The organism is Methylobacterium sp. J-077 (genome assembly GCF_022829365.1).
In the GTDB taxonomy this organism is placed as follows: Bacteria; Pseudomonadota; Alphaproteobacteria; order Rhizobiales; family Beijerinckiaceae; genus Methylobacterium.
Map to the genome: position 1 here is coordinate 13496 of NZ_JAKSYJ010000209.1, position 24980 is coordinate 38475.

The 24980-nt window shown below is 65.5% G+C and carries 19 protein-coding genes; 11 read left to right on the top strand and 8 right to left on the bottom strand.

Going from position 1 to position 24980, the window contains the following annotated elements; genetic code table 11:
• Positions 1 to 7 precede the first annotated feature (7 nt).
• From MKL11_RS24990 to MKL11_RS25015, 6 genes are read left to right on the top strand one after another with little or no spacing between them, the layout of a single operon-like run.
• Complete coding sequence (locus MKL11_RS24990; RefSeq protein WP_243948227.1) at positions 8 to 667, top strand: gluconate 2-dehydrogenase subunit 3 family protein; 660 nt, start codon at positions 8 to 10, stop codon at positions 665 to 667.
• A gap of 14 nt (positions 668 to 681) precedes the next feature.
• Positions 682 to 2385 (top strand): GMC family oxidoreductase, encoded by a 1704-nt coding sequence (locus MKL11_RS24995; protein ID WP_243948229.1) that lies wholly within the window; start codon positions 682 to 684, stop codon positions 2383 to 2385.
• Positions 2321 to 3307: a COX aromatic rich motif-containing protein gene (locus tag MKL11_RS25000; protein ID WP_243948231.1), complete on the top strand. Its 987-nt coding sequence runs from the start codon at positions 2321 to 2323 to the stop codon at positions 3305 to 3307. The genes MKL11_RS24995 and MKL11_RS25000 overlap by 65 nt, the downstream gene beginning before the upstream one ends.
• The gene (locus tag MKL11_RS25005; protein ID WP_243948233.1) at positions 3304 to 5406 is read left to right on the top strand and encodes a cbb3-type cytochrome c oxidase subunit I; all 2103 of its coding nucleotides are present in this window, start codon (positions 3304 to 3306) and stop codon (positions 5404 to 5406) included. The genes MKL11_RS25000 and MKL11_RS25005 overlap by 4 nt, the downstream gene beginning before the upstream one ends.
• Positions 5403 to 6029: a cytochrome c oxidase subunit 3 gene (locus MKL11_RS25010; RefSeq protein ID WP_243948235.1), complete on the top strand. Its 627-nt coding sequence runs from the start codon at positions 5403 to 5405 to the stop codon at positions 6027 to 6029. The genes MKL11_RS25005 and MKL11_RS25010 overlap by 4 nt, the downstream gene beginning before the upstream one ends.
• Positions 6026 to 6472 (top strand): cytochrome o ubiquinol/quinol oxidase subunit IV, encoded by a 447-nt coding sequence (locus MKL11_RS25015; protein WP_243948236.1) that lies wholly within the window; start codon positions 6026 to 6028, stop codon positions 6470 to 6472. Before MKL11_RS25010 ends, MKL11_RS25015 begins: the two co-directional genes overlap by 4 nt.
• 25 nt (positions 6473 to 6497) lie before the next feature.
• On the opposite strand, the gene MKL11_RS25020 is transcribed toward MKL11_RS25015, so the two are convergent.
• Together MKL11_RS25020 and MKL11_RS25025 are read right to left on the bottom strand one after the other, a co-directional pair.
• Positions 6498 to 7526: an SDR family oxidoreductase gene (locus MKL11_RS25020; RefSeq protein WP_243948237.1), complete on the bottom strand. Its 1029-nt coding sequence runs from the start codon at positions 7524 to 7526 to the stop codon at positions 6498 to 6500.
• Between the two features lie 234 nt (positions 7527 to 7760).
• On the bottom strand, positions 7761 to 8438 hold the full coding sequence (locus MKL11_RS25025) for a DUF6629 family protein (protein ID WP_243948238.1): 678 nt from the start codon (positions 8436 to 8438) through the stop codon (positions 7761 to 7763).
• A 774-nt stretch (positions 8439 to 9212) separates the two neighbouring features.
• Here MKL11_RS25025 and MKL11_RS33640 point away from each other — a divergent pair.
• Positions 9213 to 9350: a hypothetical protein gene (locus tag MKL11_RS33640; protein ID WP_409565911.1), complete on the top strand. Its 138-nt coding sequence runs from the start codon at positions 9213 to 9215 to the stop codon at positions 9348 to 9350.
• Positions 9351 to 9459: 109 nt separating this feature from the next.
• Here the strand turns inward: MKL11_RS33640 and MKL11_RS25035 are convergent, their stop codons facing one another.
• Both MKL11_RS25035 and MKL11_RS25040 read right to left on the bottom strand, forming a co-directional pair.
• Entirely contained in the window at positions 9460 to 12474 is a 3015-nt protein-coding gene (locus tag MKL11_RS25035; protein ID WP_243948239.1) for a PAS domain S-box protein, read from the bottom strand.
• A 186-nt stretch (positions 12475 to 12660) separates the two neighbouring features.
• Positions 12661 to 13650 (bottom strand): HWE histidine kinase domain-containing protein, encoded by a 990-nt coding sequence (locus MKL11_RS25040; RefSeq protein ID WP_243948240.1) that lies wholly within the window; start codon positions 13648 to 13650, stop codon positions 12661 to 12663.
• 354 nt (positions 13651 to 14004) lie between these two features.
• Here MKL11_RS25040 and MKL11_RS25045 point away from each other — a divergent pair, with 354 nt between their 5' ends.
• A complete protein-coding gene (locus MKL11_RS25045; RefSeq protein ID WP_243948241.1) occupies positions 14005 to 14214 on the top strand; it encodes a hypothetical protein in 210 nt (69 codons plus the stop codon).
• Between the two features lie 565 nt (positions 14215 to 14779).
• On the opposite strand, the gene MKL11_RS25050 is transcribed toward MKL11_RS25045, so the two are convergent.
• The 3 genes from MKL11_RS25050 to MKL11_RS25060 form a co-directional block, all read right to left on the bottom strand.
• Positions 14780 to 17218, bottom strand: coding sequence for a PAS domain-containing protein (locus tag MKL11_RS25050; RefSeq protein ID WP_243948243.1), 2439 nt, complete (start codon positions 17216 to 17218; stop codon positions 14780 to 14782).
• 78 nt (positions 17219 to 17296) lie between these two features.
• Positions 17297 to 20473 (bottom strand): PAS domain S-box protein, encoded by a 3177-nt coding sequence (locus tag MKL11_RS25055; protein ID WP_243948256.1) that lies wholly within the window; start codon positions 20471 to 20473, stop codon positions 17297 to 17299.
• Between the two features lie 5 nt (positions 20474 to 20478).
• Positions 20479 to 21294, bottom strand: a complete 816-nt coding sequence (locus tag MKL11_RS25060; RefSeq protein ID WP_243948246.1) for a Crp/Fnr family transcriptional regulator — start codon at positions 21292 to 21294, stop codon at positions 20479 to 20481.
• 865 nt (positions 21295 to 22159) lie between these two features.
• Between MKL11_RS25060 and MKL11_RS25065 the strand changes: the two genes are divergently transcribed.
• From MKL11_RS25065 to MKL11_RS25075, 3 genes are read left to right on the top strand one after another with little or no spacing between them, the layout of a single operon-like run.
• Positions 22160 to 22651, top strand: a complete 492-nt coding sequence (locus MKL11_RS25065) for a TadE/TadG family type IV pilus assembly protein (RefSeq protein WP_313900783.1) — start codon at positions 22160 to 22162, stop codon at positions 22649 to 22651.
• The gene (locus tag MKL11_RS25070; protein WP_243948250.1) at positions 22651 to 23187 is read left to right on the top strand and encodes a TadE/TadG family type IV pilus assembly protein; all 537 of its coding nucleotides are present in this window, start codon (positions 22651 to 22653) and stop codon (positions 23185 to 23187) included. The genes MKL11_RS25065 and MKL11_RS25070 overlap by 1 nt, the downstream gene beginning before the upstream one ends.
• A 26-nt stretch (positions 23188 to 23213) precedes the next feature.
• Positions 23214 to 24230, top strand: coding sequence for a TadE/TadG family type IV pilus assembly protein (locus MKL11_RS25075; RefSeq protein ID WP_243948252.1), 1017 nt, complete (start codon positions 23214 to 23216; stop codon positions 24228 to 24230).
• Here MKL11_RS25075 and MKL11_RS25080 read toward each other — a convergent pair.
• A complete protein-coding gene (locus tag MKL11_RS25080; protein WP_313900784.1) occupies positions 24203 to 24679 on the bottom strand; it encodes a MucR family transcriptional regulator in 477 nt (158 codons plus the stop codon). The genes MKL11_RS25075 and MKL11_RS25080 overlap by 28 nt on opposite strands.
• Between the last annotated feature and the right edge of the window lie 301 nt (positions 24680 to 24980).

Consider the following 24980-nt stretch of genomic DNA (forward strand, 5'->3'; position numbering starts at 1 on the left):
GAAGACATTGCACCCGAGACGCGACCTCTACCCGGGCTACGACGTGCTGGAAAAGCGCGACAGCCCCTCCTGGAACGCCAAGACGCGGGACGTGCTCGCGGAGCGTCTCGGCATCGGCCCGGAGACACATCGCTTCCTCGACGATGCGGATTGGACGACGCTGAAGGCCGTCTGCGACCGCGTCGTACCCCAGCCTGCGGACCGTGCCGATCCGATCCCGGTGGCGGCGCTGATCGACCACAAGCTCGCCACCGGCGAGCACGACGGCTATCGCCATGCAGATCTTCCGGACCAAGGCGAGGCCTGGAGACGGGGCCTCGCGGCCCTCGACGCCGAGGCCCGCGCCGCCTATGGCGCCGGTTTCCACGAACTCGGCGCCTGGGCGCGCGACGAATTGCTCAAGGCCGCCGAGGCCGGCACGCTCGCGCACCCGGCCTGGGGGGACATGCCGCCGGCCAAGTTCTTTTCCGGGCGCGTCCTGGCCGATGCGGTCAAGGCCTACTACGCCCACCCCACCGCCTGGAGCGAGATTGGCTTCGGCGGACCCGCGAGCCCGCGCGGCTACGTCCGTATGGATTTCGACCGCCGCGATCCGTGGGAAGCCGCCGAGGCCGAGCCCGGACGTGAGGCCGAGGCCTTCATCGAGAACCGGCGCATCGGTCGCTGAGGACGGGTCAGATCATGCGACTTTCCGGAACCGGCAACGCCGCCGACAACCCGCGTAGCGGCACGCGGGGCGACGACCCGATGCACGCCCCTCGCGCCCGCCACGGCCGTGCGCCCAACGTGATGCGGATGGGCGAGTGGGTGCCGATGCGCCAGCACGCCGACGCGGAGGAGGTCGACTTCGTCATCGTCGGCACCGGCGCGGGCGGTGGGACGCTGGCCGCGCGCTTGGCCGAGCACGGCTTCTCCGTCGTGGCGATGGATGCGGGGCCGTACTGGCGCCCACTGGAGGACTTCGCCTCGGACGAGCGCCATCAGTCGAAACTCTACTGGACGGACGAGCGCATCGTCGACGGCGACAACCCGTTGCAGATGGGCTCGAACAACTCCGGCAAGGCGGTGGGCGGCTCGACGGTCCACTACGCAATGGTGGCGCTGCGCTTTCGGCCGGAATGGTTCAAGTCCCGCACGCTGTTGGGTTACGGCGCGGACTGGCCGCTCGATTGGCGCGAGATGTGGTCGTACTACGACCAGGTCGAGGACGATTTGAAGATCTCGGGCCCCGTGACCTACCCTTGGGGACCCAAGCGCATGCGGTACCGCTACCGGGCGCACGAGTTGAACGCGGCGGCCAAGGTGCTCGCCCGCGGCGCGGAGGCGATGGGCATCGATTGGACTCCGACGCCGCTCGCCACGGTCTCGGCCCCGCGCGGCGACAGCCCGCCTTGCGTCTACCGCGGCTTCTGCGTCGTCGGCTGCTCCACAAACGCCAAGCAGAGCGTGCTCGTGACCTACCTGCCGCGCGCCCTCGCCGCGGGCGCCGAGATCCGTGACCTCGCCATGGTCGGGCGCATCGAGACGAAGGACGGGCGCGCCACCGGCGTCCACTACTTCCGCGAGGGCCGCTGGCGGTTCCAGCGGGCGAAGAACGTCGTGGTGGCAGGCTACGCCATCGAGACGCCACGCCTGCTGCTGATGTCAGCCAACCGGGAGTTCCCGGACGGGCTCGCCAACTCCTCGGGGCTGGTCGGCAAGAACCTGATGGTCCAAGGCAATCAGGCGGTCTGGGGCGATTTCGAGGAGGAGATCCGCAGCTACAAGGGACCGCCCTCGCTGGCGATCAGCGAGCACTGGAACTACGAGGACCGGGGCAAGGATTTCCACGGCGGCTACTGCTACATGAGCCAGGGGCCGCTACCGACCCAGTGGGGCAGTACCCAGGCCGGATCCCACGGCTTGTGGGGCGAGGTGCTCGTCTCCGAGATGCAGCGCTACAACCACGTCGCCGGGCTCAAGATCGTCTCGGAATACCTCGCGCAGGAACGCAACCGGGTCACCCTAACGGACGAGACCGACCAGTACGGGCTGCCGATCCCGCGTATCACCTATTCCTGGTGCGACAACGACCGGGCCATGAACCGCCACGGGCTGAACTTCATGGGACAGGCGCTCGCGGCGGCGGGCGGGCGCAACGTCTGGGAACAGGGCGACGATACAAACCATCTCTACGGCACCGCCCGCATGGGCAGCGATCCGAAGACCTCGGTGGTGAACGGCGACTGCCGGTCCTGGGACATCCCGAACCTCTGGGTTTGCGACGGCTCGGTTTTCCCCACGACGGGCGGCGTGAACCCGTCGCTGACGATCCAGGCGATTGCGCTACGCACCGCCGACCGCATCAAGGCGATGGCCCGGAGTGGATACTATCGCGATGTCTGAGGCGACCATCGCTAAGCTGTGCCCCGTCGGAGGAGGTCGCCGGGCCCGGGCGCTCCTTCGCCTCGCATCGTTTTTCACCGTGGCCGCGGTGTTGCCGCTCGGCGGTTGCGGCGTCCTCGATCACGGGATGCTCGGCGCGGCAGGCCCGGTCGCCGATCAGACGCGCAGCTTGTTCTTGATCGTCTGCATGATCCTGATCTTCGTCGTCGGGCCGGTTTTGGTGCTGACCCCGATCTTCGCCTGGCACTACCGCTTGTCCAACACGAAGAGCGCGTACCGCCCGCAATGGGGCTTCAACTGGCCGCTCGAAGGGCTGATCTGGATCCCGCCGGTGATCATCGTAGTGGTCCTCGCCGTGTTTCTATGGCGAGACACGCACCGACTCGACCCGTACAGACCGCTCGCCTCGTCGTATCCACCGATCGAGGTGCAGGTGGTCGCCCTCGATTGGAAGTGGCTGTTCATCTACCCCGATGACGGCGTGGCAAGCGTCAACAAGCTCGTCATTCCCTCCGGACGCCCGGTCCACCTCAGCCTGACCAGCGCCACCGTGATGCAGTCGTTCTTCATCCCACAACTCGCCGGTCAGATCTACGCGATGGCCGGCATGACCACGCAGCAGAACCTGGCTGCAGACGCGCCCGGCACATACCGCGGCGAGAACATGCAGTTCAACGGCATGGGGTTTCAGAACCAGAAATTCCCCGTCGTGTCCGAGACCACCGACGATTATCGAGCGTGGCTCGCCCAGGCCAGGGCGAGCGGCAAGACTCTCGACATGGCCGCGTTCCAGACCCTGTCGGCGCGCTCGGTCCAGGCTGTGCCGAGTCAGTTCGGCGCGATTGCCCCGAACTTATTCCAGTCGATCGTCGCCTTGAGTGATCCCGGTATGCACGCCGCCCATGGACCGGAACACCGATGACCGACGCCGCGATCCAGTACGCGCTCTTCGGACGGCTCGACGCGAAGGCCTTTCCTTTCGTCCGCGCCTGGGAGAACCCGAACCTCAGCGAGATCATCGGTGCCGCCGCCGGTGCGATGGTGGTGATCGGCGCCGTCGCGCTCGTGACGCTGCTGACTTGGAAGCGGTGGTGGCGACCGCTGTTCCTCGATTGGCTGACCAGCCTCGATCACAAGAAAATCGGCATCATGTACATCGTGGTCGCCGGGGTCATGCTCAGCCGCGCGCTGATCGAGGCGGTGCTGATGCGCACCCAGCAATCGCTCGCCGTCAATGCACCCGGCATCGTCGCGCCCGAGCATTTCGCCCAGCTGTTCAGCACGCACGGCACCATCATGATCTTCTTCATGGCGATGCCATTTCTTACCGGCCTGATCAACTACGTCGTGCCGCTGCAGATCGGGGCTCGGGACGTAGCCTTCCCGCTGCTCAACTCGATCAGCCTGATGCTGACGGCCGGGGGTGCCGGCCTGGTGATGATCTCCTTGGCGGTCGGGGAGTTCTCCACCGGGGGTTGGTCCGGGTACCCCCCATACACGGAGACCGCGTTCCAACCCGGCGTCGGCCCGGACTACTGGATCTGGGCGATCACCCTGTCCTCTCTCGGCACGACCTTCTCGGGGCTGAACTTCGCCGCGACGATCTACAAGAAGCGGTGCCCGGGGATGCATCTCACGCGCATGCCGCTGTTCTGCTGGACCGCGCTCTGCACCTCGATCCTGATGATCTTCGCGATGCCGCCGCTGACGCTCGCGACCGCCCTACTCGCCCTCGATCGTTACCTCGGTTTCCACTTCTTCACGAACGATCTCGGCGGCAACATGATGAACTACGTCAACCTTTTTTGGTTGTTCGGCCATCCGGAGGTCTACATCCTCATCCTACCCGCGTTCGGGGTCTATTCCGAGGTGATCTCGGCGTTCTCATCGAAGGAGCTCTACGGCTACAAGTCGCTCGTCATCGCCACGATGGCCATCGGCGTACTGTCGTTCACGGTCTGGCTGCATCACTTCTTCACCATGGGCCAGAGCGCCAACGTCAACGCCTTCTTCGGGGTCGCGACCATGACGATCGCCGTACCGACCGGGGTCAAGGTCTACGACTGGATCTGGACGATGTTTCGTGGCGAGCTCCGCTTCACGCCGCCGATGCTGTTTTCCGTCGCCTTCATCATGACGTTCGTGCTCGGCGGCATAACCGGCGTCATGCTCGCAATACCGCCGATCGATTTCGTCGTGCACAACACCGTGTTCCTCGTGGCCCACTTCCACAACGTGCTGATCCCCGGCCTGCTCTACGGAATGATCGCCGGATACCAGTACTGGTTTCCGAAGGCGTTCGGGTTCCGGCTCTCGGAAGGTTGGGGCAAGGTCTCGTTCGTGTGCTGGGTGGTGGGCTTCTATCTCGCCTTCATGCCGCTGTACGTGCTCGGGCTCGGCGGCATGGCGCGGCGCTCCCAGGCCATCTTCGACCCGGACTACCGGCCATGGCTTCTGGTCGCCGTGATCGGCGCCTTCATCCTGCTCGCCGCTCTGGCGACGCTATTCGTGCAGCTCTGGGTCAGCGTCCGCGACCGCGAACACAACCGCGTGCCCGTGGGCGACCCCTGGGACGCGCGCGGTCTCGAATGGTCGATCCCCGCACCGCCACCGGAGTACAATTTCGCCACCATTCCTCGGGTCTACCACCTCTACGACTTCTATTGGCACAAGGCGCGCGGAGACGCGTACAAGCTCGCCGACGCTTACGACGATATCGAGATCCCAAAGAACAGCTGGGTCGGGCCGATCGTCGGTGTCGCCGGGGCGGTCTGCGCCTTCGGCTTGGTCTGGCACATCTGGTGGATGACGAGCCTCGGGTTTGTGGCCGTCTGGCTCGCGGTGATCGCGCGCAGCTTCGTGCGCGACACCCATCGGACGATACCGGCTGCCGAGGTCGAAGCGACTGAGCGTCGTTGGCTCGCCCTGGCAGCCAGGACGCGACCAGTGCCGCGTCAGCTCGAGGAGAGCTCGGCCAATCTCGGCCTCGCGGAACCCTTCCCGCCGGAGGTGGCGGCGTGAGCGGCCCGCAGCTGAAGCACATCGGGCTGAACCTTCGCAGCTCGGACGAACTCGAACCCGGCGAGGCCGAGATTGGCCTTTATGGGTTCTGGATCTTCCTGATGAGCGACGCCGTGTTGTTCGCGCTGCTGTTCGCGATCTACGGCACGCAACTCGCCGCCACCGCCGGCGCGCCCGGACCGCAGGCCGAGTTCAAGCTCGGCAGCGCGTTCGTCGAGACGCTGATCCTCCTGACGAGCAGCTTGACCTTCGGGCTCTCGGCGATCGCGATGAAGTATGACCGGACGCGAGCCGGCCTCATCGTCTGGCTGTGTATCACCCTGGTCCTCGGCCTGACCTTCCTCGGCTTCGAGGTCAGCGACTTCGCGACGATGTTCCGCGACGGCGCCACGCCGGATCGCAGCGGCTTCCTCTCGGCGTTCTTCGCGCTCGTCCCCACGCACGGACTCCACGTCACAGCGGGTTGCATTTGGATCGTGGTGATGCTCGCTCAGATCGCGGTCTACGGGACAGACGCACGGGTCAAACTCGACCTGCTCAAGCTCGGCCTGTTCTGGCACTTCCTCGACATCATCTGGATCGCGATCTTTTCGGTCGTCTACCTGCAGGGTAAGCTCGGATGACGACACGGGGCCATTACAAGGGTGTCATTCTGCTCAAGGCCATCGCCGCAGCGGCCCTGTTCGGCGTCGCGAGAGCGTCGATCGGCGCAGTCAAGCGGGAGCCCGAACATGGAGCCGGAGCCTGCACGGGAGATGACGAACGCCATTCCAAGCGCAGTGATTTGGTCAGTTACGGCGTCGGCTACGTCCTGGCGCTGCTATTGACCGGAACTGCATTTGCTGTCGTGACGTGGGGTTGGGTCACGGGAGCGACCGCCCTCACGATCGTCTTCAGCCTGGCGTTGATCCAAGCAGTCGTGCACTTCCGGTGTTTCCTGCACATCGACTTGCGGCGATCACACCGCGACGACCTGCAGCTGATCTTGTTCTCCACGCTGATCGTCTGCCTGATGGTGGGTGGCACCCTCGTCGTGCTGCTCAACCTGCGCATGCGGATGATGTAGCCCATCCAGGTACCACCCGATCGATCTATCGAAGCCGGCGGTGCGTCTCCGAGGTTCTCGCGATCGATAGGGCGCCAAGGAACGCCACCCCGAGCGCGGTAGCGATGCCGAGCTTCAGCCAGCGAGGGTCGGCGGCCGGCACCGTGGTGAGCGATCGATCGTCGAAGCGGCCGTGCGCACCGGGATCGGTATCGACTGGATCGTACAGGTTGTCCGGCCGCCCTTCGAGCGCCGCCTGGCTGGTCATCTCGCCGCGATAACCGTGTCGCGCGAGATATCCGTCGATCCATCCGGGGATGATCATGTTGCCGATGATCGCCTTCCAGGTCGGGAAGCCGATCCAGAGCTCGCGAGGCGCAGTGTGCGCGGCGCTGTAGACGTGGCGCGCGATCGCCTCGGGCTGGTAGATCGGCGGCACCGGCTCCAAACGCCGCGGCATACGCGTGCGCGCCCAGTCGAATTGTGGAGTGTTCACCGCCGGGAGCTGCACCATCGTCAACCTCACGTGGCTGCCGTCATGCAGCAGCTCGCTGCGCAGGCTGTCGATGAAGCCGCGCACGGCCGCCTTGGCCGCGCAGTAGCTCGATTGCAGAGGAATCGAGCGGTACGCCAGGGCCGAACCGATGCAGACGATGGTGCCAGCATCGCGGCTCTGCATGTGCTTGAGAGCGGCGAGCGTGCCGTGGACCTGTCCAAGATAGGTCACCTCGGTCGCGCGTTTGTACTCGTCCGGCGATGTCTGCTGCACGGGGGCGTAGATCGTCACCATGGCGACGTTGATCCAGACGTCGATGCCGCCGAACTCCTTTACGGTCTCGTCCGCCGCCCGCATGACGGCATCGGCGTCCGCGACATCGACCTGGTGAGCTTGCGCTCGGCCGCCGGCCCGCTCGATGTCCCGCACCGTACCTTTCAGCCCGGCCTCCCCTCGCGCCAAGACGGACACGTTCCAGCGGTGCCGAGCGAACTCATGAGCGATCGCCCGTCCCACGCCGGCGCTGGCGCCGGTCACGACCACGGTGGGACGTCCATTATCTGTGCTCTTTTGGGTCATCGATCACTCATCAGAACTGGCTTGGACATTTTCCTATCCACGGGCGACCAACGCCTCAGGTCATCTCGCGTTCGCATTCCACCAGCGCTGTTGCGTGCCTTCCGCCACAGACGGGGTTCGTCTCAATTGAAGTCGTTGCTTGGGGGCGGGCACAGCGGACTCAGAATGATGATCCGTGCTTCTCGCCTACGATCCATCGGGACCTGCCTGTGGCCCGTCGACGGGAACCCTTGCTCAAGCGGTCGCGGGCGTTCGATGAACGCTATTCGGATCGGCAATGTCGATGCGGCGAGCGCGGAACTGCCAGAAGAGGATCACGCTCACCGCGGCGGCGTAGAGGCACCAGACCGAAGTAAAGGCGTAACCCTTCACAATGAGGGTCGCTATCACACCGATGAAGTTAAGCCAGCCGAACCAGCGAACCACCCGGTGGCTCGACGCGATCAGCGCGCCGCACGTCGCCACGACGTAGATCGCCGCGACGCTGGTGAGGGCCGTGCCAGGATTGTCGTAGTGGATCGAGTGCTGCTCGATACAAGCCGTACTCGGGTAACTGATCAGACCCCGGAACACGAAAGCGGCAAGCCCCGCCCCGACCAGCGTCAGCGCTCCGATCAGCCACCTGCGCCAACCGGGCGGCTCCATCAGCAGGACAGCCAGCGGCATCAGAAGCGGGAGGATGCCTTGCGCATAGAGCATGTACAGGAAGACGAGATGTCCCTGAGCCTCCTGCCGGATCTCGCCCTTGAGACCAAGCCAGACGAATCCCTCCGTGAACTGGTGTAGAGCGAAGAAAATCGGCGTTGCCGCGAACAGTACGGCTCGCGGTTGCCGGACATGCGCGAGTGTGGCCGCACCGATGAGCCCGATGGCGCCACTCGCGATGAAGTCGGCCTCTGGCGAGAAACACATACGCGAACACCTGTAACTCTAAGACCGTCAGAGAACCTCCCTGCGGAGTGCAAGGCGGCCGGTCAAGCCGTCATTGCCTTTAGAGTACTGCTGTCGGGACGCATTGCCGCTCCGCCTACGGCGTCGGCGCTTCAGTCGATAGCCCGATGCCACCCGGCCCGTGACGAATCAGATCACGATCCGACCGCCGCGGGAGAATGGCTATGCCGCTCAGCGAATAAACGACTTCGGCGCGGCTTCACGCTGTCGGCTTGCGTAATGGTGAATGATGGTGCGGACACCAAGATACATAATGCAGATAAATCGGCATGCTCGGCATACAACGATGTTCGACCTTGCGAGATCAGCATAATTTAAGAGACGAAGCTTCGACCTAAACCCGGCTAAGTATCGCCTCTGTTTGCACTGGGTTGCTTGCCGGTCTCCTGTGCATCGGTTCACCCTGTACCTGCCCCGCGCCGCTACCTTCGTCGCGCCCGAGACGGGGGCACCGGAGCCCGCGGCGCTGGCCGACGGCCACGGCACTCGCCTCCCGTTCGTCGAGAACAACCGGGAGGTCGGCGCCTTCGCGGCACAGCCGCTTAAGGAACTCGGCTATCGCACAGTTTGGGCGACAGACGCCGAGAAGGCCCTCGTCGAGCTCGGGCGTGATGAGTGTCGCTTCGAGATCGTCTTCTCCGACGTGGTGATGCCGGGCATGGGAGTGGGCCTCCCCACGAGACCCGGCGCTGGCAACCAGGCATCCCGGTGGTGCTCGCCTTCGGTTAAAGTGATATGCTTGCGCGGAACGGCATGCACGGCTTCGAACTCCTGCACAAGCCTTACTCGGTCGAGGACCTCTCGCGCCTGCTCCGCAAGGTCGCCACCTGGCGGAACCAGAAACAACCGATGGGACGGCGGCTGCAGCCGTGAGCGCGTCTGGCCGACTCACGGTCGGCGAGGCCCTCAAGACGAGGATACTCGAACCCTTCCGTCGGCACCGGCCCAAGCGAGGCCGAGAGTTGGGGCGCCTCCGCAAACGTCAGGCCGCCACCTCGTCGCCGCCCGGCTCCTGCATCGAGGCCAAGGACGTTTCCAGACGGCAGGCGAGCCCGGTCGGGGCGTAGGTCAGCCTCACGTCCCCGCCGACCTCGACGGCGAAGCTGCGCTCGATCAGGCGAGAGCCGAATCCGCGCCGCGTCGGCTGCGCCAGGATCGGCGGGCCGCCCTGCTCGGACCAGGTCAGGCAGAAGCGGGGCACCCCGCCCTCGTGCACGACGTGCCAGCGCAGGTCCACCGTGCCGGCCTCGTTCGACAGTGCCCCGTACTTGGCCGCGTTGGTGGCGAGCTCGTGCAGGGCCAGCGCCAGGGCGAGGGCCGGCTTCGCCGCTAGGGGCACGTTCGGGCCGCTGGCGCGGATGCGGGAGGCCGCGCCGCCGCGGTGGACCGAGAGCGCGCTGTCGACGACCTCGGCGATGGGGGCCTCCGTCCAGTTCGACTGCGTTAGGATGTCATGCGCCCGCCCCAGCGAGATCAGGCGCGCGGTGAAAGCTTCGCATGCGGCGTCGGTGTCCGTGACGTTGCGGAACGTCTGGGCCGCGATGGCCTGAACCATTGCCAGGGTGTTCTTCACCCGGTGCTGCAGCTCGCCCGTGAGCAACCGCTGATGCTCCTCGGCACGCTTGCGCTCGCTGATGTCGAACATCGCGCCGATCATCCGCGCAGCCCGGCCCGCCGCGTCGCGCAGCACGTAGCCGCGGTCGAGAATGTCCGCGTAGGTCCCGTCCGCCCGTCGGAAGCGGTACTCGTCGTTCCACGCTGTCCCGCCCCCGTCGATGATTGCGTGGATCGAGCGGTCGACGCGGGATCGGTCGTCGGGATGGATATGGTCGATCCACCAGTCGCCAGTCGGATCGACCGCCTCCGGCGCATGCCCGTAGGCGGTGTGGAGCGCCTCGTTCCAGAGGATATGGTTCGTGGCGATATCCCAGTCCCGGATGGCGTCGTTGGTGGCGCGGGCGGCCAGCCTGTACCGCTCCTCGGCCTGGCGCAGGGCCTGCTCGGCGTGGCGGCTCTCGGTCACGTCGCGCGTCGTGCCGATGAACCGGATCGTTCTGCCCCCCTCGACGAACGCCTGGCCCTTGGCCGCTACCCAGCGCTCGACGTGGTCCCGCAAGCCGATCACGCGGAAGGCGATGTCGTAGGTGCCGGGGCCGGTCGGGTCGATGGCGGTCCGGACCGCGGCGTCGACCCAGTCGCGGTCGTCCGGGTGGAGGCCGGCCAGGAAGGTGTCGTATTTCACGCCCGCGTCCGGCGGCAGCCCGAACAGGGCGCGGGTGCGAGCGTCCCAGACCAGGCTGTCGGCGACGAGGTCGTAGTCGAAGATGCCAGTCCCGGTCGCCTCCACCGCAAGGCGCAATTGCTCGCGCGCCCGGCTAAGGTCGTCCTCGGCCTGCCGGCGGTCGTGGATATCGCTGTCGCTGCCGAGCCAGCCGACGACCTCGCCGTTGCCGTCGCGCATCGGCTCGGCCCGGATAAGAAACCAACGGTATTCGCCGTCGTGGCGACGTAGGCGCGCCTCCGTGTCGTAGAGGACCTCGTTCGTCCGTGCGTGCTCCCAGGCCATAAGCAGCCCGGGCAGGTCGTCGGGATGGATCACCGTGCCCCAACCCAGCGGCAGCGCTTCCTCCGGCGTCTGACCCGTGTAGGCGTACCAGCGGTCGTTAAGGTAGCTCAGGCTCCCGTCCGGGTTCCCCAACCAGATGATGGCCGGGGCGAGTTCGGTGATCGTCTTGAAACGCTCCTCGGCTACCTTGCGCTCGTGGATGTCGATGGAGGTGCCGATCCAACTCGCGGTCCCGCCGGTCGCGTGGCGCACGGGATGCGCCCGTGACAGAAACCAGCGGTACTGCCCGTCGGCCCGGCGCAGGGGGAACTCGACCTCGTAGGGGCGACCAGACCCGGCAGCCGCGAGCCACGCCGCACGGGTCGCCTCCCGGTGGTCGGGATGGATGACTCCCATCCAACTCGCCTCGCCGGTCTCGCCCTGGGGCAGGCCCGTGTAGTCGTACCAATACGCGTTGCAGTAGATGACCTCACCCGCGGCGTCGCCGAACCACACCACCTGCGGGCTGACCTCGACGAGCGAGCGGTAGCGCATCTCGCTGGCCTGGAGGGCGGCGACCGACTCGCGCTGGTCGGTGCGGTCGCGGAGGATCTTCAGGAAGCCGACGGTCTCGCCGTCCTCGGTCCGGAGCGGCATCATCTCGCCCGACGCCCAGAACCGGCTGCCATCCTTTCGCAGGTGCCGGCGTTCGTCCGCGGCGCTGCCGTCTTCGAGAGCGAGGCGCATCTCGGTCCTGGGCCTGTCGACGTCGCGGTCCTCGGGCGTGAAGAAGGCGTCGACCGGCCGCTCGAGCATCTCGGCCTCGGCCCAGCCCAGGATGCGCTCGGCGCCGGCGTTCCAGCGGGTGACCCGCCCCTCGGGGTCGGTGGCGACGATGGCGTAGTCGGTGGCGCTGTCGAGGATGCGCTCGTGCAGTAGCCGCTGTTCGGCCTGCTCCCTGAGCGATCGCCGCAATTCCATCTGCGCCATGGTCTGGCGGGCCAGGCGCATCAGGCCCTTTCGTTGCCGCTCGGTTAGTGCGTGCGGCTTGGTGTCGAGAACGCAGACCGTGCCGATCGGGTGACCCTCCGCAGCCCTCAAAAGGGCGCCGGCGTAGAAGCGCAGCCCGGGCTCGCCGTGGACCAGGGGGTTGCCCGCGAAGCGCGGATCGCGGGTCGCGTCCGGCACGCATAGGAAGTCGTCCAGCAAGAGCGCCTGCCGGCAGAACGAACTCTCCAAGGGAGTTTCGCGGACGCCCAGCCCCACCTCGGCCTTGAAGAATTGCCGTCCGTCTCCGACCAGGTTGACCACGGCGATCGGCGTCTCGCACAACTCGGCCGCGGCCTCCGCGATCTCGTCGAAGTCCTGCTCGCGCGGGGTATCCAGCAGGCGATAGCGATTCAGCGCCCGAAGGCGCGCCGCTTCGGTCCCGTTCTCGCGACTAAGGTCCATCACACGGGCAAGCTGCAGGAATCGACATGGTTTCGCGTGGGTGAAGTGCTTTCCGGAACATCATCACGTCCAGCCGCTCCTCCGGTTGAGCATGGGGCATCACGCCGGATTGTCCAAGCGTTTCGAGGACATTGCGCCACCGCCGAACCGCGGCGGCTCGGAGGTATCTTCAAGACCGCGCAGCGCCTAACGTCGCCCCAGCGGCAGGCGCACGCGTATTCGCAACCCGTCGGCGTCGTAGGCGACGTCGACCTCAGCTGCGACCTGCGCCGTGAGGATCTTGTTCAGGAGCCGCGTGCCGAAACCCTCGCGCGTCGGCAGCGTTGGGGGTGGCCCGTCGTGCTCGTCCCAGGTCCAGGCGAACCACGGGCCGGTCGGGTTGTCATCGACCTTCCACGTCACCACGACCCGTCCGCCCGGATGGGCCAGGGCGCCGTGGCGCAGCGCGTTGGTCGTCAGCTCGTGCAGCGCCATGCTCACCGGTACCGCGATCTCGGACGGCAGCTTGAGCCGCGGACCTTCGACGGTGATCCGGCCACCCTCGTCGTAGGGGTCAAGCTCGGCCCGGAGGAGTCCCTCGAACGAGGCGGTCTGGGCCTGGTCCTCGGTGATCAGCGCGTGGGTCCGAGCCAGGGATAGGATCCGTCCCCCGAAGGCGTGGGCGAACTCGGGCATACTCACCGATGAGCGCAGGGTGGCGTTCAAGACAGCCTGCACGGTGGCGAGCGTGTTCTTCACCCGATGATGGAGTTCGCGCACCATCAGCGCCTGTCGTCCCTCGAAGGCGGAGCGTTCGGTGACGTCGCGCTGGGCCGAGACCCAGTGGGTGCTGCGGCCGTTGCCCTCGCGCACGGGGGTGATCAGCCACTCGACGCGGTATGTCGAGCCGTCCCTGCGGTAGTTCAGCGCCTCGCCCTGAAAAGCCTGCCCCGCGAGGAGCGAGGCCCGGGCCCGGTCGAGGGCCGCGCGTTCCGTGGCAGGTCCCTGGAAGAGGCGCGGGCTGCGCCCAACGATGTCCGCCTCAGCGTATCCCGTGAGGCGGAGGAAGGCCGGGTTGGCGTACTCGATGCGCGGCCCCGGCTCATCGAGCTCGGCCGACGTGATCAGGATAGCCTCCCCGGCGGCCTCGACCGCGGCCTTCAACAACCTCGGATCGATCCCGTCGAAACCGCTCATGAACAACGCACCAGCCGAACACCCTCACGGGCTACCCACGGACCGTCTTACCGATGCAGGGCTAACCGTCGGTGCGCCTCGCAGTTTCGGCCTGGGCGCCGTGTCGCGGCGTCGAGACGGCCAGCGACTGGAGCATCGCCTGCCTCACCTGTCTGTGGTGCTCGCGTTCGGCTACGGCATATCCTTGCGCAGCGGAGCGCCGACGGCTTCGAGCCACTTTGAAAGCCTTGTTCGGCCGACGGGGTCTCTCACGTGCTGCACTAGGTCGCTCGATGGATTCGCGTTGGGTAGGACTCGGGAGGGAGGACGCGCGCTTGCCATTTCGTGTCGATCCCATCGGCAGGGAGATCGATCATGTCCAGCGATACCGAGAAGCACCGCGACCTGCTCCCGGCCCTCAGGGATGCCCAATACAATGGGGACGGCTCCCTCGAGCGAGCGGTCAAGTTTACCTTCGTGCATGTCTTCAGTCACCTCAGGCGCCTAAATTCCCACGTCCCGCTCGGTGACCCCGAGGAGGAGGATCGCCACCTGAGGCCCAGCAAGATCGTTATGCTGAGATAGTTCACTGTTGTATGACTATAGCGCTTGAATAACCCCTTCTCCATAATTGTGATCTGAAGCGGAATAGCTGCTCACGGCCAAATTTGGCCCCGTCGGCATGCACCTCTGAACGACTGGGTTAAGTCGATATGAGCCTCTCCGCTTTTCCCGCCGGCCTGCCCCGAAGCGGCCGTTCTGCTAATGGCCAGTCCCGGCCGCATCGCCGGTGCCTCTGAATGGCTGGGTCGGGTGGGATTCTGCCGGTCCGCTTTTGGGAGACCCAGCCACAACTACAGACCATCGGAATGACCGCGACTGTCGATGGCTTCGGACTCATCGCATCCAAGGGCGCTCTCCGAGATTGGCCCTGAGCAAATCGGAGGTCCAACAGATGAATGTCGGTGGCTGGGAACGGCCCATAGGACATAGCACCGGGGGACAACGCTAGAGAGCCGCCGACACCACCGAGCCCAGGCCGCGTACCGCCGGTACATCTTCCACCCGGTCCAGAGAGCGCGAAGGATCGTAGCGTGGTGGGCAAAACTTCACCAAGCGGCGTGACGGAGCCGGCTGGAAAGATCCGCTCTCAGGCCCCCAGCATGCCCTTGCGTCGGCGCCAAATCGAAACCTTGCGGAGGATGCGTGAGAGCTGCTCCACCGAGTATGGCTTGTGCAGGAGCTCGAAGCCGTAGGTCCCATTCTTGGCGAGCACGTGGCTGTACCCCGAGGTCAGCACGACCGGCAGGTCGTGGTAGCGGCGACGGATCTCGTGGCCGAGGTCGATCCCGTTCATCCCAGGCATGACGACGTCGGAGAACACGACGTCGAAGCGACCCGCATCCTTATCCAGCTCGGCAAGGGCCTGTTCCGCGTTTTCGGCCCAGATTGTGCCGTAGCCGAGCTCAGCGAGGGACTGGGTGGCGAAGGTGCCGACGTCGCGGTTGTCTTCCACCACCAACACGCACGTGCCGTGGCCGTCGACCAGCGGCTCCGGCTCCGCTTCCGCCTCGACTATCGGAGCCGGGTCGGCCACGCGGGGCAGGTACATCGTGAAGGTGGTGCCATGCCCGGGCCGGCTCTCGACCTCGACGTCGCCGCCCGATTGCTTGGCGAACCCGAACACCTGGGACAATCCCAGGCCCGTGCCGTGGCCGACGCCCTTCGTCGTGAAGAACGGTTCGAAGATCCGATCCATGTCCCCGTCCGCGATGCCTTTCCCCGTATCGGCGATGGCGATGGCGACGTATGCCGCCTTCACCGGTCCGTGGCCGCGCAAGGCCGGAAGGGCGACGACCTCCTTCATCTCGATCACCAGCCGGCCCTCGCCGTCCATCGCGTCGCGGGCATTGACCACCATGTTGACGATGGCCGTGTCGAACTGGCTCGGATCGGCGTCGACGAAGCAGGCCACACCCGGCACCCGGACGTCCACGGCGATGCGCGAGCCGGTCAGCGTCCCGACCATGTCGCCGACCGACGTCAGGTTCTGCCCGACCTCGAACACTTCTGGCTGGAGCGCCTGGCGGCGCGCGAAGGCAAGCAACTGCCCCGTCAGTTTGGCGGCCCGGTCGACGGTCTCCGAGATCGCGCCGACGTAGCGAAGCCGCCGCTCGTCCGGCAGGTCCTGCCGCTTCAGCAGGTCGGTCGAGGACTTGATGACGGTCAGCAGGTTGTTGAAGTCGTGTGCCACGCCCCCGGTCAGTTGGCCGATGGCCTCCATCTTCTGGGCCTGCCGCAGGGCCTCCTCCGCGACTTTCAACGCTTCGGAGCGCTCGCGCTCGATGGTGAAGTCCCGCCCTACAGCATTGATCACGCCGGAATCCGGACGCGTCGACCAGGAGATCCAGCGATAGCTGCCGTCCTTGTGGCGGTAGCGGTTGTCGAACCGGGCGAAGACCTCTCCCTCGGAGGACGATTGTGCCCCCTCAATGGTGCGCTCCATGTCGTCGGGATGGATCAGGTCGAAGAGGTTCGTTCCGATCAGTTCCTCCTCCGACCAGCCCAGAACCGCTTCCCAGGCCGGGTTCACCGCGACGATGAGTCCGTCGAATCCGCATCTCAGCATGATGTCGGATGAGAGCTGCCAGAGCGCGTTGCGATCCAGCGTCCTCTCCGCGACGCGACGCTCCAGGGCGTCGTTCGTCTCCCGCAGCACGCGTTCGGCCTGCTTGCGATCCGTGACGTCGTGCACGAAGACGTAGAAGCCGTCCACCGACCCGGCATCGTTCCGGCGCGGGAGGTAGCGGATATCGGCGATCCTGAGATGACCCGCCCGACACGGCCATTCGAGTTCGAGGCGCACGCTTTCACCCGCAAGCGCCGAGGCGAAGGCTGCCTCCCGCGCGGCGTAGCCTGCCTCGTCGATAAGCTCCCGGACATGGCGTCCGACCACCTCGTCGGGGGTGACGAAGAACCAATCCTCGTAGGCCCGGTTCGCGAAGCGATAGACGAGGTCGCGGTCGATGAAGGCGATCAGCACAGGCATGGCGTCGGTGATGAGCGGGAGCTCGGCCTCGCGCGCCTTCAGGGCACGCTCGGACAGGACGCGTTGCGTGGTCTCGTTGGTGACGCAGAACAGCCCGACGACCTCTCCGAACTCGTCGAGGAGCGGCGAGTAGGAGAATGACCACCATGTCTCCTCCTCGATGCCATGCCGGGCCATGGTGAGCGGGAGGTCGTCGAACCGGCTGGCGGTGCCTGAGAGCGCCAGTTCGACCATCGGCCTCACCTGCTGCCAGGCGTCGAACCAGAGCTCGGGCATGGATGCGCCGAGTGCCCCTGAGAACCTGGGTCCGAGGATCGGGCGATAGGTGTCGTTGAACAGGAAGGTGAGCTCCGGCCCCCATGCCAGGAACATGCTCTCCGGCGAGGCCAGGATCAGGTTGACCGCCACCTTCAGGGCCGGGGGCCAGCCCTCGATGGGGCCTAACGGCGTCCGCTCCCAGTCATGGGCGCGCATGAGTGCACCCATCTCGCCGCCGGCCTTAGGGAACGTCGTCGAACTCGTGATGGTCTCAACGGGCATGCAACGCGGAGTCTGACAACCGGGAGTAGCTGAGTCGCAGCGATAACGGGGAGGCGGCCCAGGTGTTGCCGCGTGATCTCAAAGGACGTCCTGAAAATTGGCCAGCGGTGCCTCGACCACGCACCGGACTCCGTCGGTCGGATAGCTCAGCGCCACCTTCCCGTCGACCGCCCCGACGAGGCCGCGCTCGATCAAGCGCGTGCCGAAGCCCTTTCGAGACGGGGGGACGACGGGGACGCCGCCGCTCTCGCGCCACGACACCGTGAGCGTCGGCTTGGTTTCCTCGCCCGAGAGCGTCCAATCGATGTCGACGCGGCCCTCCGGGGTCGAGAGCGCGCCGTACTTCGCCGCGTTCGTGGCAAGCTCGTGGACCATCAGCGCCAGGGCGAGCGCCGCCTTGCCGCCGATCTCCACCGAGGGACCGCCATAGCGGACCCGGCTCGAGCCGTCGTCCTGCAGGCCAACCGCGCCGCGGATGACCGGCTCGATCGCGGCGTGCTCCGCGGCGCCCCCGAGCAGCAGGTCGTGTGCCTTGCCCAGGGTGATCAGCCGCTCGGCGAGGACCTCCTTGGTGACGTCGATGTCGGTCGCGCCCCGCAACGTGTTCGCCGCGATGGCCTGCACCATCGCCAGCAGGTTCTTCATGCGGTGGCTGAGCTCACCGTTGAGCAGGTCGCGCTGCTCCTCCGCCCGCTTGCGCGCGTCGATGTCGGATATGGCCGCGACCGCACCGGTGACCGACCCGTCCGGTCCCAGGACCGGGACCGCGACGATGTCGATCCACGCCTCGGCGCCGTCGCCGCGCCGGTAGCGCACCTGTAGCTCGGCGCGCGTCTCGCCACCCTGGATGACCCGCGCAAGCGGGTATTCCGTCGGCTCGACCCGGCTGCCGTCGGCGTGGACGGCCTGCCATTCCCCGTAGGCCGAGATCCCGGGCGAAGGTAGGACGGGATGCCCCAGGATCTCCTCGATCCGCGCATTGCCGCCGACGATGCGGCCGGATGGCGCCTCCGCGAACAGGATGCCGACAGGCACCGTCTCCAAGATGGAGCGCTGGCTCTCCTCGCTGGCGCGCAAGGCGTCCTCTGTACGCTTGCGCGACGTGATGTCGTTGAACAGGACGGCGACCTGATGCGAGCCCGGCTCGCCGAACGGATAGGCATAGACCTCGAACCACCGGTTCCCGAGCGAGCGCGCGACATGCTCGAAGCGCTCGGGAGCTCCGCCGCGGGCGATCCGGTCGTAGATCTCGAACCAATGTTCCTCATGGCCCTCGGCGAGGTCGCGCATCCACTTGCCGAGGACATCCCTGAGCCCGGACTGACGCTCGAAGGCCGGATTGACCTCCAGGAAGCGATAGTCGAGCGGGCGCTCAGTCGCGTCGAGTTTCACCTCGATCACGCAGAAGCCGGCATCGATACTGTCGTACAGGTCGCGGTAGCGCGTCTCGCTCGCGACCAGCGCCTCCTCGGCCTTCCGGCTCGCGGTGACGTCCCGCGAAACGGCCAGCAGCCAAGACACCGCGCCGTCGCCGTCGTGGATCGGCGTGACCTGGACGTCCCACCATTTGGGCGTACCCTTCATGGTACAGGAAGGGCCGGCGAAGCGGCCGATGCCGGAACCGAGCGCGGTCTCAACCGCCGCCCTCGCCTCGGTTCGGCCGGATCCCTCCCAGAACTCCGTCCAGTCCTTGCCGGCGATCCCGTCGAACGCGTCTACCTCCATGACGCGCATGCCGCCCTCGCTCATGAACTCGATGCGGGCATCGAGGTCGAGCACCTTGATGCAGTCGGCGGAGGAATCCAGCACGCTGCGAAGGAACGCCTCGCTCGACTGCAGCCTGGCGGCGGCGTCGCGCTGCTCGGTGCGGTCGCGCAGGATCTTGAGGAAACCGATGGGGGTGCCGGCCTCGTCGCGCAGCGTCATCATCTCGCCGTTGGCCCAGAAACGCGTGCCGTCCTTGCGCAGGTGCCAACGCTCGTCGACGCCGCGGCCGTGTTCGAGGGCGGCCTGCATCTCCCTGGCGGCGATGCCGTTGGCCCGATCCTCCGGCGTGAAGAACACGTCGGCCGGACGACGGACCATCTCGGCCGGCTCCCAGCCGAGGATGCGCGTCGCGCCCTCGTTCCAGTCGTCGACGAGGCCTTCGCGGTCCATCACGATGATGGCGTAGTCGATGGCGCTGTCGAACACCGCCCTGTAGCGGTCCTGGCTGGCACGGACGCTGCGGCGGGCCTCGGCCTCGCCGACCTGGGAAAGGCCCGCGGCCGCCGTCCCCGCGAACAGGCTCAGGACCTCGACATCGCCCGCTGAGAAGGCGTCGATCCGGCTCGACTGCACCTTGACGACGCCGATGCCCTCGCCGTTTCGAAAAAGCGGCACCACCACGCAGGAGCGGAGCGCCAGGCTCTCAATCAGGTCGCGCTTGACGTGAGGGTCGACCGTCACGTCGGGCACGCGCATCGGCCGGCCGGCCGAGAGGCAGGCGCCGGCCAGGCTGCCGCCGATCGGCAGCCGCAATCCGCGATGCCGTGTCAGGTTTCCTGCGCCCACGCCGTAGACGAGTTCGTCGCCCTCCCGCATCTCGATCACGCTGCCCTCGGCCTTGGGAAGCGCCCGCATCGTCCCGTCGACAACGGCCTGGAGCACGGCGTCGCGCCGTCCGCCCGCGACCGCGATGGCCTCCTGGGTGGCGAGCAAGGCCTCGTGCTGGATCAGCGTCGCGCGCTGGGCGGCGAGCATCTGGTCGCGCTCGGCAAGGGACCGCCGAAGCTCTAGCTGGGCCATGACCTGGCCGGCGAGCGCCTTGAGAGAGTCGACTTGGTCCGCCGTCAGCCCGTCCGGCCGGGGAACGACGTCGATGACGCACAGCGTTCCGATGCTCTCGCCGTTCGCCGCCACCAGGGGGGCTCCGGCATAGAACCTGATGAAGGGCTCGCCCGTGACCAGTGGATTGTCGCGGGTGCGGACATCCTGGGTGAGGTCCGGAAACACCAAGATGTCGGGCTTCCCGAGGACGTGGGCGCAGACCGATTGGTTGAGAGGCGTCTCGCTGGGCGAGAACCCGATGCGCGCCTTGAACCATTGCCGATCGCCGGCCACGAGGCTGACCAGCGCTACGGGCACGTCGCACGCCTTCCTCGCCAGATCGACGATGTCGTCGAAACCTTTCTCCGAAGGGGTGTCGAGGATGCCGTAGGCGTGGAGCGCCGATAGCCGCGACGGGACCGCGACCTCGGCCGGGATGATGGTCATGGCGCTCACGGACGGGCCTCGGGCGATGCGGACCGCTTCGTTTCGGGCGGCACGACGCCCGGAGGCGTCGGCTCGACGGCGACCATCTCCCCGTCGGTAGCGTAGTCGGCCCCGAGGACGGCCTGGAAATGGCGGCGAATGCGGCCGTGGCACTCGCAGCATGCCGCTTCCGCCCGGGCCCTGTCCGGCAGGTGGATGCGGCCGCGGCCTACATGGATCAGCCCCTGGTCCTGCAGGTCGCCCAGCACTCCCGTGACGTAGGAGCGCCCGACGCCGATCATGCCGGCCAGCACCTCTTGCGTGACCGGCAGGACGTCGGACCCGAGCCTGTCCTGAAGCGCGAGGAGCCACCGCAGCACCCGCTGCTCGACCGAGTGGGCGGCATTGCAGGCCACCGACTGCAGCACCTGGGCGAGCAGGCAGTCGGCGTAGCGTACGAACAGGTCGTTGAGGGTTGGGGACGCGCTCTTGGCCTCGCGCAGCCGGTCCGCGTCTATGCGCAGGACCGCCCCGTCGATCTGGACCGCACATCGGGTGAAGGCCGGCAGGTATCCCTGGCTGACCACGCCGCCGATCGCGCCTTCGTGCCCGACCGTGGCGGTCTCCACAGTCTTCCCGCCGCTGACGGGAACTACCAGCGTGGCGATTGTCCGGCTGAGCGGAAACGTGACGTGGGAGACGTCCTCGCCGACCTCGAAAAGGACGTCGCCACGGGAATGGTCCCGAAGCGTCAGATGGGGCCGGAGCAGCGCCATGTCCCGAGGCGCGAGCGCGGTCAGCAGCAGGTTGCCTCCGACGGACGGAACGTGGTCGCTCGACATCGTTGAGGGAGTTCCGCCGGTTCGCACGCGTTCGACGAATGCCTATGTCATAGGATCCATCCGTCGACCACCCGACATAAGTCCGTTTTAGACAGAAGGCATGACAACTCCGTGTTGGGCGCTTCACACGGACTTATCCCGACCGTCCATCACGAACTCGCATCGCCGCCAGGGCCAAGCATATCTGGACGATGCTGTCTGCGATGTCGCGGCGCCGACGGGCAAGCCGCCTTTCGGCATCCAGGCGGTGTCGGTCAAACAGCGGGGTTTGGCAAAATGTTCGCTCACGGGTCGCCGAAAAACCGGACGGAACGGCGAGGTTGGGTCGATAGAAGGCCGACCGCTTTTCCGGCCGGTCTTATCCGAAGCGGTCATTCTGCTTTCGGCCAAACCCTGCCATTCTAGACCGCGGCTTCGCGCCATTAGCGGACATCAGCCCACCGCCCAGCAGCGGACATTCAATTTCGGGTAAGCGACCGTCCGGTGTCGACCGATAGCAGGCCCTGGGAAGGTCTGCTTCTAAGCGACGTGATGAAACTGAGACCTACGACGGAAACGAGTGAGATACGAAGGGCTGCTTTCCGGTTAAAGAAAGCGAAATTGGGTATGTCGCCAAAGTCATCATTTAGTCGAATAGATGCCATCAAACTCAGAGCAAGCAATTCATTAAAGAATGCAACTGCCTATTGCGCCATTGTAGATATGGTTAACTGATGTGTCCCGCAGCGACAGACCCAAGCAACTTTTTGTTGGGAGGGCGTTCGATGGACAGTTTTTAGATTATTTTAACTTCTCACCCTTGTCATAGCGCGTGGGAAATATTCTCACATCATCCGACCAGTTTGCCGGAAGGATCGCTACGGTCGTGCACCGCTCCAGACCCACACTAGCTTTCTTGTCCGACCGACACGGTGTCACCTCGATCGAGGTTGCGCTACTCGCACCGGTCTTCCTGCTGATCTTGTGCGCCTGGACCGAAGTAGGTCTCTGCTTGGTCATGGAGAGCGCGTTGGACAACGCCACGCGGGATGCCAGCCGTCTGATCCGTGTCGGCACGGCTACGGAGGCGACCTTTAAGGCTGCGGTCTGTGCCAAGGCCTCGCCGATCATCCCCTGCGCCAGCATCGTCTACAACGTTCAATCAGGATCGAGCTTCTCGAGCCTCAGCGTCGTGGCCGTGTCGAGCACCGGCACCCTGTCGAGCACCGGCTTCACCGCCGGCAGCTCCGGCTCCGACATGCTGGTGCAGGTCGGCTACTCCAAGCCGGCCTTTTTCTCGTCGCTGCTCAAGGCGGCCGGCTTTGGCGGCAACATCCTGATCCTGACGACCCTCACCTTCCAGAATGAGAGCTACTGATGATCCAGCTCATCGGACGCTTTCGGCGCGACCGTCGCGGGATCGGTGCGGTCGAGTTCGCCCTGATCCTGCCCATTATGCTCACGGCCGTACTCGGGAGCGTGCAGTGCTTTCTTTTAGCCCGCGCGAAGATGCTGACTGTGGCCGCAGCGCGCAATCTCGCCGATCTCGTCTCACAGCAGGATAGCGTCAACGCCACGACGATCTCGGACTTCTGCACCGCCGGCCAGCTCTCGATACAGCCCTTGCCTAGCACGACCCTGAAGGTCGCCGTGGCGAGTGTCAGCTATTCCAGCACGACCTCTGCGCCCGCGATCGTCTGGACCGATGTCACCTGCGGCAGCGTGGCGACGATTACCAGTGCCGCCAAGCTCGCCGCCGCCGTGGTGCTGACGACCGGCGACAGCGCGATCGTGGTGTGTGCGACTTACACATTGAGCCTCCCGGTCTCGTTCCCCCTGGGATCGAGCTTCGCACTGACGGGCACCGCCATCGCTCGCCCCCGCAACGGTTCGGCCGTCACGTACGGCAGCTGACTGTCTAGAAATACTGGATCTTCCGTATGCGCATCGCCCTTCAAACCCTCGCTCGGGACTTTCACCGCGATCGACGCGGTGTCTTCGCCCTGTGGCTCGGGGCCGCTATGATCCCGTTGACGCTGCTCGCCGGGGCTGGTCTCGACCTGATGCGAGCCGTGGATTTTCGATCACAGTTACAGGCGGCGGTCGACGCTGCAGCCTTGGCGGGGGCTACGGCCTATACCTCATCGTCGACGAGTTCGACGGCCACGACGGTTGCCAACAATTACATGGCGGGCTCGGTCGCCAAGCTCACTGCGAGCAGCACCACAAGCCCGCCTACCTACACGGCGACACCGAGTGCGGTCACCAGCGGCAGCGCGACGCTCTATACGATGACGGTCACGGCACAGGGAACCATGCCGACCACGTTGATGAAGCTGGTGATGAGTGGGACCCCTGTCAAAGTCACGGCGACCGCGCAGAACCCCGTTTATACGATCACATCGACACTGTCGGGGTTCGCGAGCAGCGCCTATGATGCAAACTACATCTACTGGTATGTCGTGCCGACCGACGGCGGCGTCCCCACAAGCTCTGCCATGACGCTGTTGTATTCCAACACCAGCTCTAACAGTACGAAAACGGTCAACAATACCGTCACCGCCGGGCAAAAGATCGGCTATGCGCTGAAGAACGTCACTGGCGGCATCACGGGTTACGGCCGCAATGGCTACGGTGCGGCACAGGGCACGACGCATTGGTTCTATTCGCACCTGATGCCGCCAAGCTCGCAGGCCTACTCGTCCGTCACCAAAGACTGTAGCCTACAGGTGCTCATTTCAGGCTCGTCTGGAACACTGAAGAGTGGATCTTGCCTCACAGCTTTGCCAACCTACGCGGCGGTCAATTGTAGTGAGGCCGCGGGCAAAACGCTGACCTTCTACTGGAACGACATGGGCGGCGGCTCGGACGACTACGACTATAACGATGCCGTATTCAAGGTTTCGTGTTCATCTAATACCGCATCCTCTCAGACCGGGGTCGTCCTGACCAAGTGATGCTGCATCCGTTTGCTTCTGTTTGGCTGGGTAGTAAACCCCCGAGCCAGGGTCGAGCGTCGTTCGGAATAGCCTGGTGCTACCATTGGATAATCGGCAGGCAAGCCATAACGCTCTCGGTAGCTCTGCGGATGCAGCCCATAAGCTGTGAGATGGCGTTTCAAAATCTTGTACGTCTTACCATCAATGAAGCTAACGATGCCATCGTGCCCGACCGAACGGTGGACATCAGCCGCTGTGGGGCGCGCGACGGGAATTACCCCAATTAATGTACAGACATCACACGCACCGAGACGCTCAAGCGCAGCATATACATTATTGATAAGGCTAGGTATCTCAGATGCGGGCACTGCGTTGTTCGCTACGTAGGCCGAAACCACATTGCAGGCACGTAATATATTCAAATCAGAGCTGCTCCCGTCCGAACGATGCATGCAGCGCAACCTCATTACCCGCGTATATGAATGTGGGAATTTTGCCCACTCATTTGATGCCGGATGAAGCGAATAATGTCAAACAGGCAATGCCCGCCGATTTGACCCAATCAAACCGAAGCCGATCTCTGTTACAGCGACCGCTGTCAGGGGCGGTATGGACCGCCTTCTACGACTAGTGCAGTGACGCGGACGGAGGATTCACGCACACGGTGAGACGTGCGAGTCTGGGCGATGGCTCAGACGGTATGCGTACTCCTCGATGCAACCGACGCGGCACGGCTGGCTGCGATCGCCAGCGACCGCTCCCGTCCGC

Coding starts and splice junctions, on each gene's coding strand:
- MKL11_RS24995 (WP_243948229.1), top strand. CDS start 682: ATGCGACTTTCCGGAACCGGCAACGCCGCCGACAACCCGCGTAGCGGC.
- MKL11_RS25005 (WP_243948233.1), top strand. CDS start 3,304: ATGACCGACGCCGCGATCCAGTACGCGCTCTTCGGACGGCTCGACGCG.
- MKL11_RS25015 (WP_243948236.1), top strand. CDS start 6,026: ATGACGACACGGGGCCATTACAAGGGTGTCATTCTGCTCAAGGCCATC.
- MKL11_RS25020 (WP_243948237.1), bottom strand. CDS start 7,526: ATGACCCAAAAGAGCACAGATAATGGACGTCCCACCGTGGTCGTGACC.
- MKL11_RS25025 (WP_243948238.1), bottom strand. CDS start 8,438: ATGTGTTTCTCGCCAGAGGCCGACTTCATCGCGAGTGGCGCCATCGGG.
- MKL11_RS33640 (WP_409565911.1), top strand. CDS start 9,213: ATGCTTGCGCGGAACGGCATGCACGGCTTCGAACTCCTGCACAAGCCT.
- MKL11_RS25035 (WP_243948239.1), bottom strand. CDS start 12,474: ATGGACCTTAGTCGCGAGAACGGGACCGAAGCGGCGCGCCTTCGGGCG.
- MKL11_RS25040 (WP_243948240.1), bottom strand. CDS start 13,650: ATGAGCGGTTTCGACGGGATCGATCCGAGGTTGTTGAAGGCCGCGGTC.
- MKL11_RS25045 (WP_243948241.1), top strand. CDS start 14,005: ATGTCCAGCGATACCGAGAAGCACCGCGACCTGCTCCCGGCCCTCAGG.
- MKL11_RS25050 (WP_243948243.1), bottom strand. CDS start 17,218: ATGCCCGTTGAGACCATCACGAGTTCGACGACGTTCCCTAAGGCCGGC.
- MKL11_RS25055 (WP_243948256.1), bottom strand. CDS start 20,473: ATGACCATCATCCCGGCCGAGGTCGCGGTCCCGTCGCGGCTATCGGCG.
- MKL11_RS25060 (WP_243948246.1), bottom strand. CDS start 21,294: ATGTCGAGCGACCACGTTCCGTCCGTCGGAGGCAACCTGCTGCTGACC.
- MKL11_RS25070 (WP_243948250.1), top strand. CDS start 22,651: ATGATCCAGCTCATCGGACGCTTTCGGCGCGACCGTCGCGGGATCGGT.
- MKL11_RS25075 (WP_243948252.1), top strand. CDS start 23,214: ATGCGCATCGCCCTTCAAACCCTCGCTCGGGACTTTCACCGCGATCGA.
- MKL11_RS25080 (WP_313900784.1), bottom strand. CDS start 24,679: ATGAGGTTGCGCTGCATGCATCGTTCGGACGGGAGCAGCTCTGATTTG.